Source organism: Streptomyces sp. NBC_01006 (genome assembly GCF_045162725.1).
Taxonomy (GTDB): domain Bacteria; phylum Actinomycetota; class Actinomycetes; order Streptomycetales; family Streptomycetaceae; genus Streptomyces.
On sequence record NZ_CP108701.1, the window covers coordinates 501,227 to 516,731 of the forward strand.

General features: G+C 72.2%; 11 protein-coding genes and 3 pseudogenes. 9 read left to right on the top strand and 5 right to left on the bottom strand.

Going from position 1 to position 15,505, the window contains the following annotated elements:
* Nucleotides 1–26: 26 nt before the first annotated feature.
* The 6 genes from OG509_RS41835 (at nucleotide 27) to OG509_RS41860 (ending at nucleotide 6,937) form a co-directional block, all read left to right on the top strand.
* Entirely contained in the window at nucleotides 27–704 is a 678-nt protein-coding gene (locus OG509_RS41835) for a ScbR family autoregulator-binding transcription factor (RefSeq protein WP_331742577.1), read from the top strand.
* Nucleotides 705–908: 204 nt separating this feature from the next.
* Nucleotides 909–2,204 (top strand): ParA family protein, encoded by a 1,296-nt coding sequence (locus tag OG509_RS41840; RefSeq protein WP_331742580.1) that lies wholly within the window; start codon nucleotides 909–911, stop codon nucleotides 2,202–2,204.
* Nucleotides 2,201–3,205, top strand: coding sequence for a ParB/RepB/Spo0J family partition protein (locus tag OG509_RS41845; RefSeq protein ID WP_331742584.1), 1,005 nt, complete (start codon nucleotides 2,201–2,203; stop codon nucleotides 3,203–3,205). Before OG509_RS41840 ends, OG509_RS41845 begins: the two co-directional genes overlap by 4 nt.
* Nucleotides 3,206–3,342: 137 nt before the next feature.
* Nucleotides 3,343–5,562 carry a telomere-associated protein Tap gene (tap, locus tag OG509_RS41850; protein WP_331742587.1) on the top strand — a complete coding sequence of 740 codons (2,220 nt, stop codon included), beginning with the start codon at nucleotides 3,343–3,345 and terminating at the stop codon, nucleotides 5,560–5,562.
* Nucleotides 5,563–5,568: 6 nt separating this feature from the next.
* Nucleotides 5,569–6,123: a telomere-protecting terminal protein Tpg gene (tpg, locus tag OG509_RS41855; protein ID WP_331742590.1), complete on the top strand. Its 555-nt coding sequence runs from the start codon at nucleotides 5,569–5,571 to the stop codon at nucleotides 6,121–6,123.
* Nucleotides 6,124–6,190: 67 nt separating this feature from the next.
* On the top strand, nucleotides 6,191–6,937 hold the full coding sequence (locus tag OG509_RS41860; RefSeq protein ID WP_331742593.1) for a VOC family protein: 747 nt from the start codon (nucleotides 6,191–6,193) through the stop codon (nucleotides 6,935–6,937).
* A gap of 155 nt (nucleotides 6,938–7,092) precedes the next feature.
* On the opposite strand, the gene OG509_RS41865 is transcribed toward OG509_RS41860, so the two are convergent.
* From OG509_RS41865 to OG509_RS41880, 4 genes and pseudogenes are all read right to left on the bottom strand, one after another.
* Nucleotides 7,093–7,470, bottom strand: a complete 378-nt coding sequence (locus OG509_RS41865) for a DUF6009 family protein (protein ID WP_030872546.1) — start codon at nucleotides 7,468–7,470, stop codon at nucleotides 7,093–7,095.
* Between the two features lie 183 nt (nucleotides 7,471–7,653).
* The gene (locus OG509_RS41870; protein WP_331742607.1) at nucleotides 7,654–9,342 is read right to left on the bottom strand and encodes a phage/plasmid primase, P4 family; all 1,689 of its coding nucleotides are present in this window, start codon (nucleotides 9,340–9,342) and stop codon (nucleotides 7,654–7,656) included.
* The gene (locus tag OG509_RS41875) at nucleotides 9,339–10,448 is read right to left on the bottom strand and encodes a bifunctional DNA primase/polymerase (RefSeq protein ID WP_331742610.1); all 1,110 of its coding nucleotides are present in this window, start codon (nucleotides 10,446–10,448) and stop codon (nucleotides 9,339–9,341) included. The genes OG509_RS41870 and OG509_RS41875 overlap by 4 nt, the downstream gene beginning before the upstream one ends.
* 872 nt (nucleotides 10,449–11,320) lie before the next feature.
* Nucleotides 11,321–12,091: pseudogene (locus tag OG509_RS41880) on the bottom strand (phytoene desaturase family protein); the annotation flags it as partial.
* A 251-nt stretch (nucleotides 12,092–12,342) separates the two neighbouring features.
* Here OG509_RS41880 and OG509_RS41885 point away from each other — a divergent pair.
* The 3 genes and pseudogenes from OG509_RS41885 to OG509_RS41895 form a co-directional block, all read left to right on the top strand.
* Nucleotides 12,343–12,831 (top strand): annotated as a pseudogene (locus OG509_RS41885) (ATP-binding cassette domain-containing protein); the annotation flags it as partial.
* 107 nt (nucleotides 12,832–12,938) lie between these two features.
* A complete protein-coding gene (locus tag OG509_RS41890; protein ID WP_331742613.1) occupies nucleotides 12,939–14,258 on the top strand; it encodes a histidine kinase in 1,320 nt (439 codons plus the stop codon).
* Complete coding sequence (locus OG509_RS41895) at nucleotides 14,255–14,863, top strand: response regulator transcription factor (RefSeq protein WP_331742616.1); 609 nt, start codon at nucleotides 14,255–14,257, stop codon at nucleotides 14,861–14,863. The genes OG509_RS41890 and OG509_RS41895 overlap by 4 nt, the downstream gene beginning before the upstream one ends.
* Before the next feature lie 21 nt (nucleotides 14,864–14,884).
* On the opposite strand, the pseudogene OG509_RS41900 reads toward OG509_RS41895, so the two are convergent.
* A pseudogene (locus OG509_RS41900) lies at nucleotides 14,885–15,499 on the bottom strand (SAM-dependent methyltransferase); the annotation flags it as partial.
* Nucleotides 15,500–15,505 lie beyond the last annotated feature (6 nt).

Here is a 15,505-nt window from a genome sequence, read left to right on the forward strand (position 1 = left end):
GCGCCACTGCACCAGGAGACCCCCACATGGCAAGGGCCCGCCAGGAACGTGCCGAGATCACCCGGCAGGCGATCCTCGACGGCGCAGCCGTCGCCTTCGACCGCTTCGGCTTCGGCGCCGCCAGCCTCAGCGACGTGGTCAAGCACGCCGGAGTCACCAAGGGCGCCCTGTACTTCCACTTCCAGTCCAAGGAAGCCCTCGCCCGCACCCTGATGGACGAGCAGTTCCAAGTCTCCGACGGTGTCCCCGCCATCGAGGAACCCGGCCTCCAGACGGTCATCGACCTGACCCACCAGATGGCGTACGGACTGCGCTCCAACGTCCGCATCCGCGCCGCCATCCGCCTCGTCATCGAGTTCGGTTCCTTCACCGACCCCGACCCCACCCCGTACAACATCTGGATCGACACCGCCTTCGGCTGCCTGAAGCCGGCCCAGGACCGCGGCGACGTCCTCCCGTCGCTCGACCTGTACGACCTCTCGACGCTCCTCGTCGGCTCGTTCACCGGGATCCAGGTCACCTCACACGTCCGCACCGGCCGCGGCGACCTGCACGCCCGGATCATCGACCTGTGGAACTTCCTCCTCCCGGGCATCGTCCCCGCAGACCGCCTCCCCCACTTCGACCCGGCCGGCTCGCCCGAGTGCCGGGCCGAGCTCGGGCTGGCCACCGCCCCGGACTCCCCGGCGGTACCGGTCGGCTGACGACGTATCCAGGGCGGCCTCGCGCACGCCGTGGTGAACCACGGGGGTGCTCGCTACGGCGTGTGCGAGGCCGCCCTGTCGCGTACCCGGATCCCGTCAGACCGAGTCCCACACCCGATCCGACACGCAATGGCGGACCATTTCGTTAGCAAAACCCAAGCGTGGCGCGCACATCGGCCCACGAACGTTAGTAAAGTCCCTCTCATGACTTCACCCTCGCCTCAGAGCGACCGAGAAAAGGTCGTCTCCAAGCTCCCTCCGTGGCTCCGCCAGGAGTTGAAAATCCGCACCGCGCAACTGCGGGTGGACATCCAGGACGCCGTCCACCAGGGAATCGCCCACTGGAGCGCCCTCGCCTCCGCCCCCTCCCCCGTCGACACCTCGGGCGCCGAATCGTTCTCCACCTGGCTGCCCTCCGGCCAGTGGGAGTCCTTCCGCGCCGGATCCAAGGACCGCGGCGTCTCCCTCATCCAGGGTCTCGCCCAAGCGGTCCGCCTCTGGCTGGAGATGAACCCGGCGCCCACGGTCAAGCGGCCCTCCGTCGTACGCCGCATCGTCGTGTGCAACCAGAAGGGCGGCGTCGGCAAGACCGCCATCACCGCCGGCACCGCCGAGGCCCTCGCCGAGGACCCGGACAGCCTCCACCCCGTCCGCATCGCCCGCCAGCTGGCCCGCCTCTCGGCGACCGAAGACGGCGAGGACGGCAGGGACGGCAGGGACGGCAGGGAGAGCGGGCACCAGCCCACCGAAACGACGCCCCTCGACCTCGAAGACCTGCCCGGCCTCGGCATGCGCGTCCTGCTGGTCGACTTCGACCCCCAGGGCCACCTCACCAAGCAGCTCGGCCAGCAGCCGCTGCCCATCGGCGGCGACAGCCTCACCTGCCACATGGCCGGCGAGGCCAAGGGCCCCCTCGCCGACCTGATCGTCCCCGTCCCGGACCAGCGCTTCGGCAACCGCCTCCACCTCCTGCCCGCCTGCACGGACGCCTTCCTCCTCGACGTCCGCCTCTCCACCGTCCGCGCCCGCGAGGCCGCCCTCGAACGCGCACTGGCCCCCGTCGAGTCCGAGTACGACGTCATCCTCATCGACTGCCCGCCGAGCCTCGGCCTCAGCATGGACGCCGCCATCTACTACGGGCGTCGCCGCGACGCCGAGCAGCCGGGCGCCTCGGGCGCGCTGATCGTCGTACAGGCGGAGGACTCGTCGGCCGACGCGTACGACCTCCTCACCTCCCAGATCAACGACCTGCGCGACGACCTCAGCCTGGACATCGACTACCTCGGGCTCGTCGTCAACCTCTACGACGGCCGCCGCGGCTACATCGCGACCTCCTCGCTCCAGGCCTGGATGGACATAAAGGATCCGCGTGTCGTCGCGATCGTTCCCGACCTCAAGGAACAGCGCGAAGCCGTCCGCGTGAAGCAGCCGCTGTTCGTCTACTCACCCAAGGGCGACCAGGCCATCGCGCTGCGCGCCCTCGCCAGGGAGATCTCATGAGCAAGGCCGACAAACTCGGAGTCTCGGCATCCTTCGCACGGGCCCAGCCGGTCGGCGTCAGCCCCCGCCGCGCGGCGATCGCGGAGGCCACCGGAGCCCCCACGTCCGGCATGGTCGCGCCGTCCGAGGTCCCCATCGAGGCCCTCGCACACAACCCGTTCAACCTCCGCGAGGACCTCACCGAACTCGACGAGCTGGCCCAGTCCCTCATCTCCCGCGGCCAGCTCCAGCCCCTCGCGGTCGCCACCCGCATGGCCTTCATGGAAGCCCACCCGGGCCAGACCGACGGCCTGGGCCGCGCCCCGTACGTGGTCATCGACGGCAACCGCCGTCTCGCGGCGGCACAGCTGGCCGGGCTGAAGACCATGCACATCCATGTCAACGACGCCCTCTCCGCCTCCGCGGCGGACATCCTGGAATCGGCCCTGATCGCCAACGTCCACCGCGTGGACGTCGCCCCCATGGACCAGGCCCGTGCACTCCAGGAGCTCGTCGACGTCCACGGCTCCCAGGCCCAGGTCGCGAAGCGGCTGGGCAAGACGGCGGCCTGGGTCTCCCAGCGCCTGACCCTCCTGAACCTCACCCCGGCCCTCCAGGAGAAGGTCGACACGGGGGAGCTCAAGGTCGAGCCGGCCCGCCGGATCGGGCGGCTCCCCCAGGAGCGGCAGGAGGCGGCGGCCGACGAGACCCTGAACGCCCCCAACCCGCCGCGCCAGCGCATGCACACTCCCCCGCCGACCGTTAACGGCGTTAACGCCGTTAACGCCCCGGCCCCGGCCCCGGCTGCGGCTGCGGCTCCGAATCCGGCTCCGGCCCCTCCGACCGTTAACGCCGTTAACGCTCCGGCTGCGGCACAGGCGCCCGAACCCACCCGGTCCCCCGCCGCCCCCCGGATCACGATCGCGACGGACTCCCCGGAGACGATCGCGGACGGCCTGACGGCGCACCTCACCCCCGACGACCTCAAGGCCGTTACCGAGCTCCTGATGCAGCGACTCTGAGCAGGGCATCGGCGGCAACACCCACGCCGGGGGCGTTAACGGCGTTAACGCCGTTAACGCCGTCAATGGCCCCCACGTGCGCTTCATGTGCGTTCAGCCGTGCGGTTCACCTAGGCTGCACACGGAGGTAAGTACCGATGCCCGACGAACAAGAGAGCCTCTTCGCAGCGGTCGACGCGCTGCTGGAGGAAGCCGCCCAGGACCCGCTCCCCCACCCGGACGAGCGCAAGCGCCTGCGCGAAGCCGCAGGCCTCAGCCAGGACCAGATCGCCAAGGCCCTCTCCGTCCGCCGCGAAACGGTCACGTCCTGGGAGACCGGCCGTACGGCCCCCCGCGCCCCCAAGCGCGCCGCCTACGCCCGCCTCCTGGAAGGCCTCTCCACCCTCCGCCCCACCCCGACCGTTAACGCCGTTAATGCCCCGCCCCCTCCCCCGGCGTCCTCGCCGACCGTTAACGGCGTTAACGCCGTTAACGCCCAGGCACCGACTCCGGCCCCGCCGAGCATTAACGCCGTTAACGCCCCGGCCCCGGCTACGGCTCCGGCTACGGCTCCGGCACCGGTGCCGGCACCGGCACCGGCAGCCGCCTCGGCAGCCCCGCCGACCGTTAACGCCGTTAACGCTCCCCCCACCCCGCAGCAGCGGCCCGCCAAGGCCAAGGCCCCCCTCCCCACCCCCCTCGAAGGCAACGGCCCCCTCGTCGTCCTCGACGGCACCGACAAGGCCCACGCCGCCTCCGGCCTGCTCCTCCCCCTCCCCCCCAAGGCCCGCACCGACCTCCCCACCCTCATCGCCTGGGCCCTCTCCCCCGACGCCGACCTCCGCTCCCCCCGCCTCCACCGCAACGGCAAGGACGGCGACCCCCTCCTCGTCCTCACCCCCGCCGCCGCCGAGGCGCTCGGCCTTCCCCCCACCCTCGAAGACCGCCGCACCCTCCGCCTCCCGGACAACCACCCCACCCTCAAGCTCCTGGCCAAGGCCAAGTGGCAGCTCACCCGCCGCGGCTTCGGCCCCTGGCCCCGCATCTACCGCCCGGCCACCCCCACCACCGGCCGCCAGTGCGTCCAGCTCGCGGTCCTCCCCTGGGGCGCGCTCGACGCCCGTGCCTGGGGCGAGCACACCGCCGAGCTCCCCGCCCCGGAACTCGCCGCGCTGCTCACCACGTACGCCACCCGCGTCCTCACCCCCCGCGGCTCCACCGCCGTGTCCGGCCTCGAACTCATGACGGCCCTGCGCCCGCCCACCCGCGCCGCGCGCAACCCCGACACCAACACCTGGGAGTCCGCACCCGTCGCCGGCTCCCTCACCCGCCCCGTCGACCCGGCCCCCCCGGAGGCCCCCGACGAGCACCCGGTCGTCGCGGCCCTGTACCCCCGCGCCCACCAGCGCACCCCGGACCAGGTCCTCGACGAGGAGGCGTACGACTGGATCCGCGACCCCCAGCTCCTCACCGACGCCGAGTGCACCCGCACCCACGCCGTCGGCGTCGACGTGAACATGGCCTTCGCCGCGGCGGCCAACCGCCTCCCCGTCGGCCTCGGCCCCGCCGTCCACACCCGGGCCCCGCGCTTCGACCCGAAGATCCCCGGCTGCTGGCTCGCGGACCTCTCCTCCCTCGAACTCGACCCGCGCCTCCCCAGCCCCTTCACCCCGGGCGGCCACCCGCCCACCGGCCCCGCCTGGTACGCGACCCCGACCCTCGCCTACGCCCAGGAGCTCGGCCACCCCGTCCACCCCACCGAGGCCTGGCTCCGCCCGGACCACGGCCCGTACCTCGACGCCTGGTACACCCGCCTGCGCGACGCGTACGTGGCCACCATGGCGGACCTCGGCGTCACCTCCGCGCTCCCCGAGCCCGAGTTCCTCGCGGCGATGGCCGAGCTCCAGGAGCACCCCGACCCCGTGCTGAAGCCGGTCCTCTCGGCCATCAAGTCCACCGTCAAGGGCGGCATCGGCAAGCTCCGCGAACGCCCCCAGGGCGCCGCGTACCGCCCGGGCGAGCCCTGGCCCGCCCTCGAACGCCCCACCTGGCGCCCCGACATCCGCGCCGCCGTCATCTCCACGGCCCGTGTCAACATGCACCGCAAGATGGTCAAGCTCGCAGCCGCCGGCCTCCACCCCATCGCCGTCCTCTCGGACTGCGCGGTGTACCTCTCCGACGGCCCCAGCCCCCTCGACTTCCTCCCCCGCACCCCCGAGGGCAAGCCGCTCCCCGGCGGCTTCCGCCTCGGCGTCAGCCCCGGCATGGTCAAGCACGAGGGCACCCAGCCCCTCCTGTGGGCCGTCGAGATGCTCGACCAGGGACTCAACCCCGCCCGCCACATCAAGGGCCACGACGCCGCGGCCGACGGAGAGTAGCCGGACATGCCCGAGATCGACGACAGCCTCACCCGCGCCGACGAACAGCACTTCACCCGCCCCGTCCCCAAGTCGGCGGGCGCCCAGATGCGTTTCCTCGTCAAGCAGCTCAAGTCCACCCGCGAAGCGGCCCGCCTGCTCGGCACCTCCCAGCGCACGGTCGAGCGCTACGTCAGGGACCAGCTCAGGCAGCCCAAGCCGGCCCTCGCCGCCCGCCTGGAGTCCGAGGTACGCCGCCGCTGGCAGCCCCTGGTGCGCAGGCGCGCCCGTACGAAGGCCGCCCGGACGACCGGTCTGGTCATCGAGACCCGCGCCCGCTTCGGCTTCACCGCCGCCCCCGGCACCACCGACGACGGCCGTATGCGCCGGATCACCCAGCACCTGCCCCCGGAGTACGCGGGCCGCCTCTTCGCCGCCCAGGAGGCCGGCGCCGGCGAGGCACAGCTCCGCGCCATCGCCGCGGAAGGCCTCCAGGAGATCTACTTCAAGGACAACGGCGCCCGCGCCGGCGGCCTGCTGGTGGAGTTCACCGACATCGATTACGTCGACTTCGCGTTCTGAGGACCGCCCACAGGGTCTGAAGTGACCGAGATCCGACGTGTCAGCGCGAGTGCATAGGATCCCCAGCATGGCTCTGCGACCCGTCCAGGTGAACATCAAGGCTCTCGATCACGCGGCGGTCGGCCGGTTCTGGGCGGCGGCGCTCGGCTGGAGTGCTTCGGCCGGGACACCCGGCGTGACCACGTACGTCGGACCCACCGGCCCCTTCGTCTGGCCGGACCCGGTCGCCGTCGGCATCGACGTCGTCACCGTCCCGGAACCCAGGACGACGACGAAGAACCGTGTGCACCTCGATCTCGCCACCACCTCCGTGGCCCATCAGGCGGCGTTGGTCGCACGCCTCCGGTCCCTCGGCGCGACACCCGTCGACGTGGGCCAGCGCGCCGTCCCGTGGACGGTCCTGGCCGACCCCGAGGGCAACGAGTTCTGCGTGCTGGAGCCCCGGGAGGTCTACCGGGACACCGGGCCGATCGCCGCGGTGGTGGTCGACTGCGCGGATCCGCGGGCCATGGCCCGGTTCTGGGACGGGGCGTTGGACTGGACCCTGCACGAGGTGACCGACGATCAAGCGGTGTTGCGCTCCGCCAAGAGGGTCGGCCCGTACCTCGAGTTCATCCGTACGCCCGACGTGAAGACCGTGCCGGACCGCGTGCACCTCGACCTGCTCCCGTACCCCGGTGACGACAAAGACGCGGAGGTGGCCCGGCTGCGGGCCCTGGGCGCCACCGATCTCGGCCTCGGCCAGGGTGACGTCCCGTGGACGTGCCTGGCCGATCCGGAGGGCCACGAGTTCTGCGTCCTCGCCCCGTCCTGACACCGCAGCGGGGGACAGGAGAGGGACCGAACAGGGACCGGAGGGACTCAAGGGACCGAAAAACGGAATCAGGAATCAGAAACGGAGACCAGGAATCCGGAAGTCAGGAGCCCAAGCAGGCGCCCCAAATCAGGCGCCACACCACGCGTCCGACGTCACGCGACCGTGGGCGCCGACAGACCCCTCTGCGAGCGCTCCGTCTTCCTGCCCACCTGCCGCGGCCCGATCGTCCGCGGGTCGACCGCCTCGCCCGGCGCGCCCTCCCGGTACAGGCCGTGCGGCTCGGCATCCCGGTCGTGCGGCAGCAGGTAGAAGACGCGCCGCTTCTGCAGGCCGCTGTCCGGATCCGCCTCGGCGGTGTCGCCGAGCTCGGTGAAGCCGATCATGCGCCCGTCGCGGTGATAACGCGGCTTGCCCCGGCGGCGGGGCGTTTTGTCCAGGGCCTGGCGCACGTAGTCGAGCTCTTCGGGGTCCTCCAGCCACACCACTTTGTCCTCGTGGGCGAGATCGCTTGATGTCAGTAGCGAGCTCATGGCCTGGGTCCCTCCTCGATCACGTGGGCCCGGTGGGGCCCCTGGTCCCTCCACGCCGCGGGCGGCGGCGCCGATGTCGGTATGCAGCAGGGCCCTGCGGGCCGCAGCCGGGTGGTGGGTCTGTTCATCGTCCTTGTCCATCGTAGGCGTGCCCACCCCGGGGCGGCATCACCCATCGTCCGATCACGTCGTGGTTGCCCTGTTCGCCTCGCGCGGAGTCTGCTCCTCATCGGCCAGGAGGGCCAGCCCGGGGTAGAACTTCTGCCCGTTCGAGCGGAGCATCTCGTTCGGCGAGGCGACACCGACCTCGGCGCGGATGCGTGTCGCGAACGCGCGCGTGGTCGCGGGCCGCAGCCCCTCGCCGTCGAGGCACCAGGCACTGTACGCGCGGTACAGGGCGCCCTGCTCGACCTTGAGGTCGCGGGGATCGGGCAGGTCGGCGCCGCCCGTGGTGCAGCACTCCGCGAGGAACCGCCCGATGTGGTCCTCGGTCGTCGCGTACGCCTGCGTGGCGCTGCGCACCACGCTCGGCCCCGTCAGGGCCGGCTTGGCGGCGAGGTAGGCCTTGGCCCCCTGGATCATCCAGTGGAGGATGCCGGGACCCTCCTCCTGTACGAGTGTCTCCGCCAGGTTGTCGATCTTGCGGTGGTCGGGGACGACCTTCTCGAACGGGATGAGCCGGATGCGTCGCCAGAACGCATGTCCGCCGGTGCCGACTTCGGGACGGTGGTTGCCGAGCAGCCAGAGCTTGTGGGTGGGCTCGAAGCTGAAGAAGTCCTGCCGCATCCGCCGGGCCTTGAGCCGGTCACCACCGGTCAGCAGCTTGACCCGGGCCTCGTCGAACTTGTCGTGCGGCTTGAGCTCGCTGCAGACGAACAGGCGCCGGCCGTGCAGTTCGGTCAGCTCGGTGGAGTGCTCGTTGAACTTGCCGCGCTCCATCAGGAAGCCGGGCGGCGCCACGTCCGCGTAGTCCCCGAGGATCTTGATGACGACGTCGAGGAGGGCGGACTTGCCGTTCGCGCCGACGCCGTAGAGGAAGGGCAGGACCTGCCCGCCGACGTCGCCGGTGATGGAGTAGCCGAGCAGGAGATGAAGAAAGTGGATCATCTCCTGGCCCTTCTCGTCGTCCCCGAACGTCTCGTCGAGGAAGCGGTGGAACCGGGGCGTCGGCATCGCCTCGGGCGCCAGGTGGGTGGCCCGCGAGTGCAGGTCGCGCGTGGGGTCGGGCTTGTGCAGGTCACCCGTACGGAGGTCCACGACGCCCGCCGGGGTGCACAGGGCGTACTTGTCGCCGTCCAGGGTGTCGGGGTCCAGGGCCAGTTCGGGGGAGGCCTTCGCCTGGGTGAGCATCGCCTTGACGCCCGAGGTGGACATCGCGCGCTTGCGGTGCTGGGCCAGCTCCCGGTCGGTGAAGGCGCCGCGCGGGTCGTGCAGGGGCAGTTCCTCCGCCATGTCGCCCGCGGCCCAGATGGCGGCCTTCTCGCCGCCGGTGCGCTTCCAGCGGTACTCGTCCCAGACGTACCAGCCGAGCCCCTCGACGTGCCGGAACCGGTCGTGGTGGAGGTGGGCGAACAGCTTGGCGTTGCCACGGTCGCTGAGGTTGTGCAGGAGGCCGGTCTGGATGAAGTCGGCGGCGCCCCCGCCCCCGGGAACCGGGGCCGCGCTCTGCTGGGCGGGCAGGCGCCGTCTGCCGCGCGCCGCCGTGGCGGCGAACACGGCGGACGCCGTGGGCGCCGGCGACCCGGCGGGCGGGGCGGCGGACTCACCGGACATTCCGGACACACCCGGCTCCACGGTCGCCTCGGCCGTGAACGCGGCGAGCTGTTCCGCCGCCGCCTGGGCGTTGAACCCCGTGCTCTTGGCGCTGCTCATGTGCGTTCCTTGGGGTGGATCGGCCGATCGCTTCCGGCGCGCAGCCCTGAGTCGACGATGAGGACGTTGCGGCGCGACTGGCGGGGCCGCGCCCGGTCCGCCGCTTCGAGCAGGAGCAGGCGGCCCTCCGCCGCGTCGAGGTGGCCGCCGGCGACGAGCCCGCCCGCGGTGAAGGCCGCCCGGTTGAGCTTCTCGCTGAAGGCCGTTCCGGACGGGCTCGCCCCGCAGGAGCCGACTTCCTCCAGAAGGCCCCTCAGCAGCCGCCTCCCGGCCTCCTGTCGACCGCCGCGCAGGGGACGACCCGACGCGGGTCCGGCGGCCGGAGAAGGGCCGGGGGAGGGCGCGGGAGGTGCGGTGGGCACGGGGGAGTCCACGTGCCCCGTGCGGACGAGCTCGGCGGCCAGCCACAGCGGCAGGGGCGCGGGCAGCCGGGCCCCGGGCAACGCCCGGTACACACCGGCGGCCGTACGCGTCGTCGGCGCCACGATGTAGCCCCCCTCGGCCCTCACGTCGACCTGCCAGGCCAGCGCGACCCTGGAGCTCGACCCGCTGGAACACCGCAGCCTCAAACCTCCCTTGGGCGCCCGGTACCAGATGTGCATCCCCCCGGAGGGCGTACGGACCCGCAGGGTCGAGGCGTCCTCGCAGGGGTCGGGCCGGGACCGGTAGGCCGCCAGGAGCGCCAAGGTGTCGAATCCGCTCTGCAGTCCGGTCAGGTCGACGCGGTCGTCGATGGGGATGCCGGGCAGCAGCCGCTGCCGGTCGGGCAGCTCGGTCGCGTGGGCGTCCACGTCGATGATGACGAGCCCTGCGGCGCCGCAGGCCACGCCGATGCCGAACTCGGGCTCCCTGCGCCACCATTCGCGCAGGGTGTCCGGGTCGGTCGTGGCCGCGTGGAACCCGTGGCACCAACGGCCTTGCGCATGGCAGGGGCACGCCTCGGGGGAGTGGTTACGGCCCGTGCACTCCCGGCAGTTCGCGGCGGGGGTCTTGGTCCCGGGGGCCAGGGGGTGCACCGGATAGCCGCGCGAGGCCAGCCAGGCCGCCACGTCCAGCGCCGTCCCGCCGGTCGCGCCGGGGCGCGGGTTCTCGGGATGGACCAGCACTGGCTCTTCCTTGACGCGGTGTCGGGGGCGGCTATTCGTGTCCCCGGCCCGGTCCCTGACGTACAGGCTGGCTGACCTGCGCCTCAGGGACCAGAGGGACTGAAGATTCACTATCGCGGAGATTACCGCAGGGACTGCGGGGGCTCGGGCGGCAGGCACCGCCATATTGAGAATTCAGTCCCTTCAGTCCCTCAGTCCCTGAAGTTCTACCCTGGTTCGTCCGGAAAAGTTCCGTCTTCGATTCGGCTGTCACCCCGGGCGTGTCGCGGTCGGGCCCCCGGGCCCCGACCGGTGGCTCCAGCGGCCCTTGAGTACGGCGCAAGGAGCCCATGCCCACCGGAGCCCCCGAAGGCATGCCAGGAGAAGGGCTCGGAGACAGGTACTGAACCACTCGGACCCTCGTTCAGTCCCTCTCTTTTCAGTCCCTGGACAAACATGCAGGTCAGAGCGTTGGACCTGCCAGCTCAGGGACTGAAGGGACTGAGAATCACTACTTCCACTCTTTATGTGCGTGCGTGTATGCGCGCATGCATATAAGAAGCCTGGTAGTTCATATCCGGCTCATAACTGGAAAGTTGGGTCCCTTCAGTCCCTGGACCACTGGCCCTAGCCGCCTGACCTGCAGGTTTAGGCAGTGACTGAAGGGACAGGGACCGAAGCCGACCCACCGGCGTTCAGTACCTGTCGGGGGAGGGGGTACCGAGGGAGGGGCGACGCGTCACAACCGGATCAGTAGGTTCCGCTACGAGAAGTCATCATGACGAACCGCGGGGCCGGCCGAGCGGCCCCGCGCCGAGGGACCGCGCACCAGGTTCTCCGGAGCGGCCCGCCGCAGAGACGGGACCGGCCGGGCCGGGCAGATGCCGGGGCGACTACGCAGGGGCCGGGGCGAGCGCCGGGGCCTGCCGTGCGCCGAACTCGCGGCGCAGCGCCGACCGCGCCGCCAGGTACCCGCACATCCCGTGCACGCCCGGCCCCGGCGGCGTCGACGCCGAGCAGAGGTAGACCCCGGGCAGCGGGGTCCGGTACGGGTCCGTCCGGGCCGTAGGCCGGGCCAGGCTCTGCACCAGCGTCATCGCGCCCGCCCCGATGTCCCCGCCCACGTAGTTCGGGTTGTACTCCTCGTACGCGGCGCCCGTCACCGACCGGTGCGCGAGCACCGTGTCCGTGAAGCCGGGCGCGTACCGCTCGATCCGCCGCCGGATCAGCTCGTACGGGTCGACCGTGCTGCCGTGCGGTACGTGCGCGTACGCCCACAGCGGGCGCCTGCCCGGCCGGGCACGCCCGGGCTCGGCGACCGCCGGGTCGACGAGCAGGACGAACGGCTCCCCGGTGGCGACCCCGCGCGCGGTCAGGGTCTCCTGCCGGTACACCTCGGCCTGCGTGCCCCCCAGGTGCACCGTCAGCGCCCGGCCCGTCTCCGGGTCGGCCCACGGGACCGGCCGGGACACCAGGAAGTCGACCTTGGCCGCCGCCGGGCCGTACCGGAACCGGCCCAGCCGGCGCCGGTAGCGGTACGGCAGCCGCCCGCCCGCGATCCGCAGCAGCCCTTTCGGCGCGACATCGAGCAGTACGGCCCGGGCGGGCGGCAGCTCGCGCAGGTCCTCGATGCGCCGCCCGGTGTGGAACACCCCGCCGTGGGCGGTGAAATACGCAGATCAGCCTGGCGGAGGCCCCGTTGACCGGCCCCCGTCGGCAGCTAGATCAAATACCGATCGCCCGTGGATGCGGCATGACGCAGGTCACACCCCACTGCGCAGCGCACGCCCGCCGTCACTGACGGACATCACGCCGGGCCATGACATCTGTCATGCGAACCCATGAGGCCACTCACTGCACAAGCCGGTGTACGGAGTGCAAAGATCGAGTCGTGAACGTCATCACCGAGCAAAATGTGATCGAGGTCACAGGTCTGTGGCGGCGCTACGGGCCACCCGGGGACGCCGGGTTCGACGCGGTCCGCGGAGTCGACCTGGCCGTGGCCCGCGGCCAACTCTTCGCCCTGTTCGGCACGAACGGCGCCGGCAAGACCTCCCTGGTCGAGCTGCTCGAAGGGCTCGCGAAGCCCGCCAAGGGGAGCGTCCGCCTCTTCGGCGGCCTCGACCCGGTCCGCGACCGCGCCCGCATACGCCCCCGTACGGGCGTGGTGCTCCAGGAGGGCGGCTTCCCCGGCGACCTGACGGTGCTGGAGACGGTCAGGATGTGGGCCTCCTGCACCACCCGCCCGCGCCCGTACGACGAGGCCCTGGCCCTGGTCGGGCTGACCGGGCGCCGGGACGTGACGGTCAAACACCTCTCCGGGGGCGAGAGGCGCCGGCTCGACCTGGCCCTGGCCACCCTCGGCCGCCCCGAACTGCTCTTCCTGGACGAGCCCACGACCGGCCGGGGCACGGGCCCCGCCGACACCCTGCTCTCCGTCGCCACCCTGCTGGCCTGGACCGTGCTCTGCGCCGAGGCCGCCCGCCGCCGCTTCCGCTGGGAGCCGCGCACGTGACGTCCCCCGCAGAGGTGACGCCGAGCCCCGGCGCGGCCACGGCCGAGCCCGCCGAAGCACCGGAAGCGCTGGTCTCGGCGCGCTACCAGACCGACGTCCGCCGGGCGACGACGCACACCCGCTGGATGCTCTGCCTGATGCCGTGGCTGCTGCTGGCCTCGCTGCTCTGGCCGCTGCTCGCCCACCTGGACGCGGCGGACGCGATGGACACGGCGAACGCGATGGACGCTGCGGACGCGACCCGCCTGCCCGCCGGGATCGGCTGGATGGTCGCCGGGGTCACCGCCCTCCAAGGCCTCGGCGCGACCACGGCGATCGCGTACCGCCTCGGCCGGGCGAAGCGCTCGGCCGGCCTCATCGCGGCCATGGCCGCGGTGACCGTACTCGAACTGTCCCTGCTGCCCTGGGCCTACGACACCGGCCTGATCGACCACTCCCGCGGCCTGATCCTGGCCGCCATCACCGTGGCCATCCCGCCGGCCTTCGCGCTCGCCCTGGTGCTCGCGCAGGTCCCGTACCTGGCGGTGGCCCTCGCGCAGTCCCTCGCCGCGGGCGCGCTCGCGCTGGCCGCCGACCGCGCCGCCGCCCCGGCCGTGCTCGCCTTCACGGTCACCACCTGGGTGGTCATCGGCACGCTGATGCGCTCCTCCGTCTGGTTCCTCGCCGTCCTGTGGCAGCTCAACGCGGCCCGCGAGGCCCAGACCCGGCTCGTCGTCGCGGAAGAGCGGCTGCGCTTCGCCCGCGACCTGCACGACGTCATCGGCCGCAACCTCTCGGTGATCGCCCTGAAGGCCGAACTCGCCGAGCGGCTCGCCGAGAACCCCCGGGCGCAGTCCGAGATGGCCCAGGTGCAGAGCCTCACCCGCGGCCTCCACCACGAGATCCGGGAGGTGGTCAACGGCTACCGCTCCACCGACCTGGCCACCGAACTCCAGGGCGCCCAGGCCATCCTGGAAGCGGCGGGCATCGCCTGCCGCATCCGCCGCACCACCGGATCCGACCTGTCCCACGAAGCGCAGACGGCCCTCGGCTGGGTCGTCCGCGAAGGCGTGACCAACGTACTGCGCCACTCCCACGCCGGTACGTGCACCATCTCGCTCTCCGACACCGGCGACGGCCGCACCCGCCTGGACCTCGTCAACGACGGCGCCGGCCAGGCCGCCGCCCCGGCCGCCCAGGCCGTCCCGCCCCCCGGCAACGGCCTGGCCGGCCTCGTCGAGCGCCTCGCCCCCCTCGGCGGAACCCTGCGCCACGGCCCTTCGGCCGCGCACACCTACCGACTGACCGTGCACCTACCGACAGGGAGCAGCCGATGATCCGCGTCCTGCTGGCCGACGACGAACACCTCATCCGCGGCGCGTTCGCCGCCCTGCTCTCCCTGGAGGAGGACCTGGAGATCGTGGCCGAGGCGGCCACCGGCCCCGACGCGATCGCGATGGCGCTGCACCACAGGCCGGACGTCGCCGTACTCGACCTCCAGATGCCCGGCAAGGACGGGGTGGCGGTGGTCGAGAAGCTCACGGAGATCCTCCCGAGCTGCAAGACCATGATCGTGACCAGTCACGGCCTGCCCGGCCAGCTCAAGCGCGCCCTCACCCACGGCGTCAAGGGCTTCGTCCTCAAGACGGTCTCCGCCCACGAACTGGCCACCATCATCCGCAGCGTCCACACGGGCAACCGCTACATCGACCCGGTCCTCGCCGCCGACGCCATCAGCGCGGGCGCCTCGCCCCTGAGCGCCCGCGAGGCCGACATCCTCCAGCTCTCCACCGACGGCGCCCCGATCGAGGAGGTCGCCGAACGCGCGGCCCTCGCCCCCGGCACCGTCCGCAACTACCTCTCCTCGGTCACCACGAAACTGGGAGCCGAGAACCGCCACGCGGCGGCCCACCTGGCCCGTCAACGCGGCTGGATCAACTAGGCAGTGGGGCGCCCGCCTTGCCGGTCGGCGCCCCCAGGCGGAGATCATCGGGGAGGTGGTGAGGTCGAGGCGGCCCGACTCGACGCTCGCGAGATGCCGGTCGATCTCCTCGTCGGTCGCGAGGCCCGCCTCGACCAGCCGGCCGCGCACCTGCCTGCCCGTCGCCGCTTCCAGCACATCGCAGGCGGCGGAGGTCACCGGGAAGTAGGCGTCCGCGGTCACATCGGCCAGTCCCGCACCCCGCAGCAGCCGGGGCAGCTTGCGCCCGTACGCCAGGTCGGCACCGCGAGCGGCCAGCAGTGAGCGGAAGGCGGCCCTCAACCTGTTGGCCAACACCTGCTCGGGCCCGTACTCGTCCAGGCAGATCAGCGGCTGCGACGCCGGATCGGCATCCTCCACCAACAACCACCCACCGGGCCGCAGCGCGCCGGCCATCGCCCGCAAGGCCCGTTCGGCCAGCGAGGACACCACCGAGGACCCGCCGGCGCCCACCTCCCAGCACCGCCACCCGGAAGCGATCCCCAGCGCCTCGATGTGCCGGAAGGTCGTCGGATCGAACAACGCGTTGAGCGCACCGAACCGAACACCGGCCTCGACCAGCGCATTGTCCAGAAGATAGCCGTCGTCACGCGTCATGGGGCC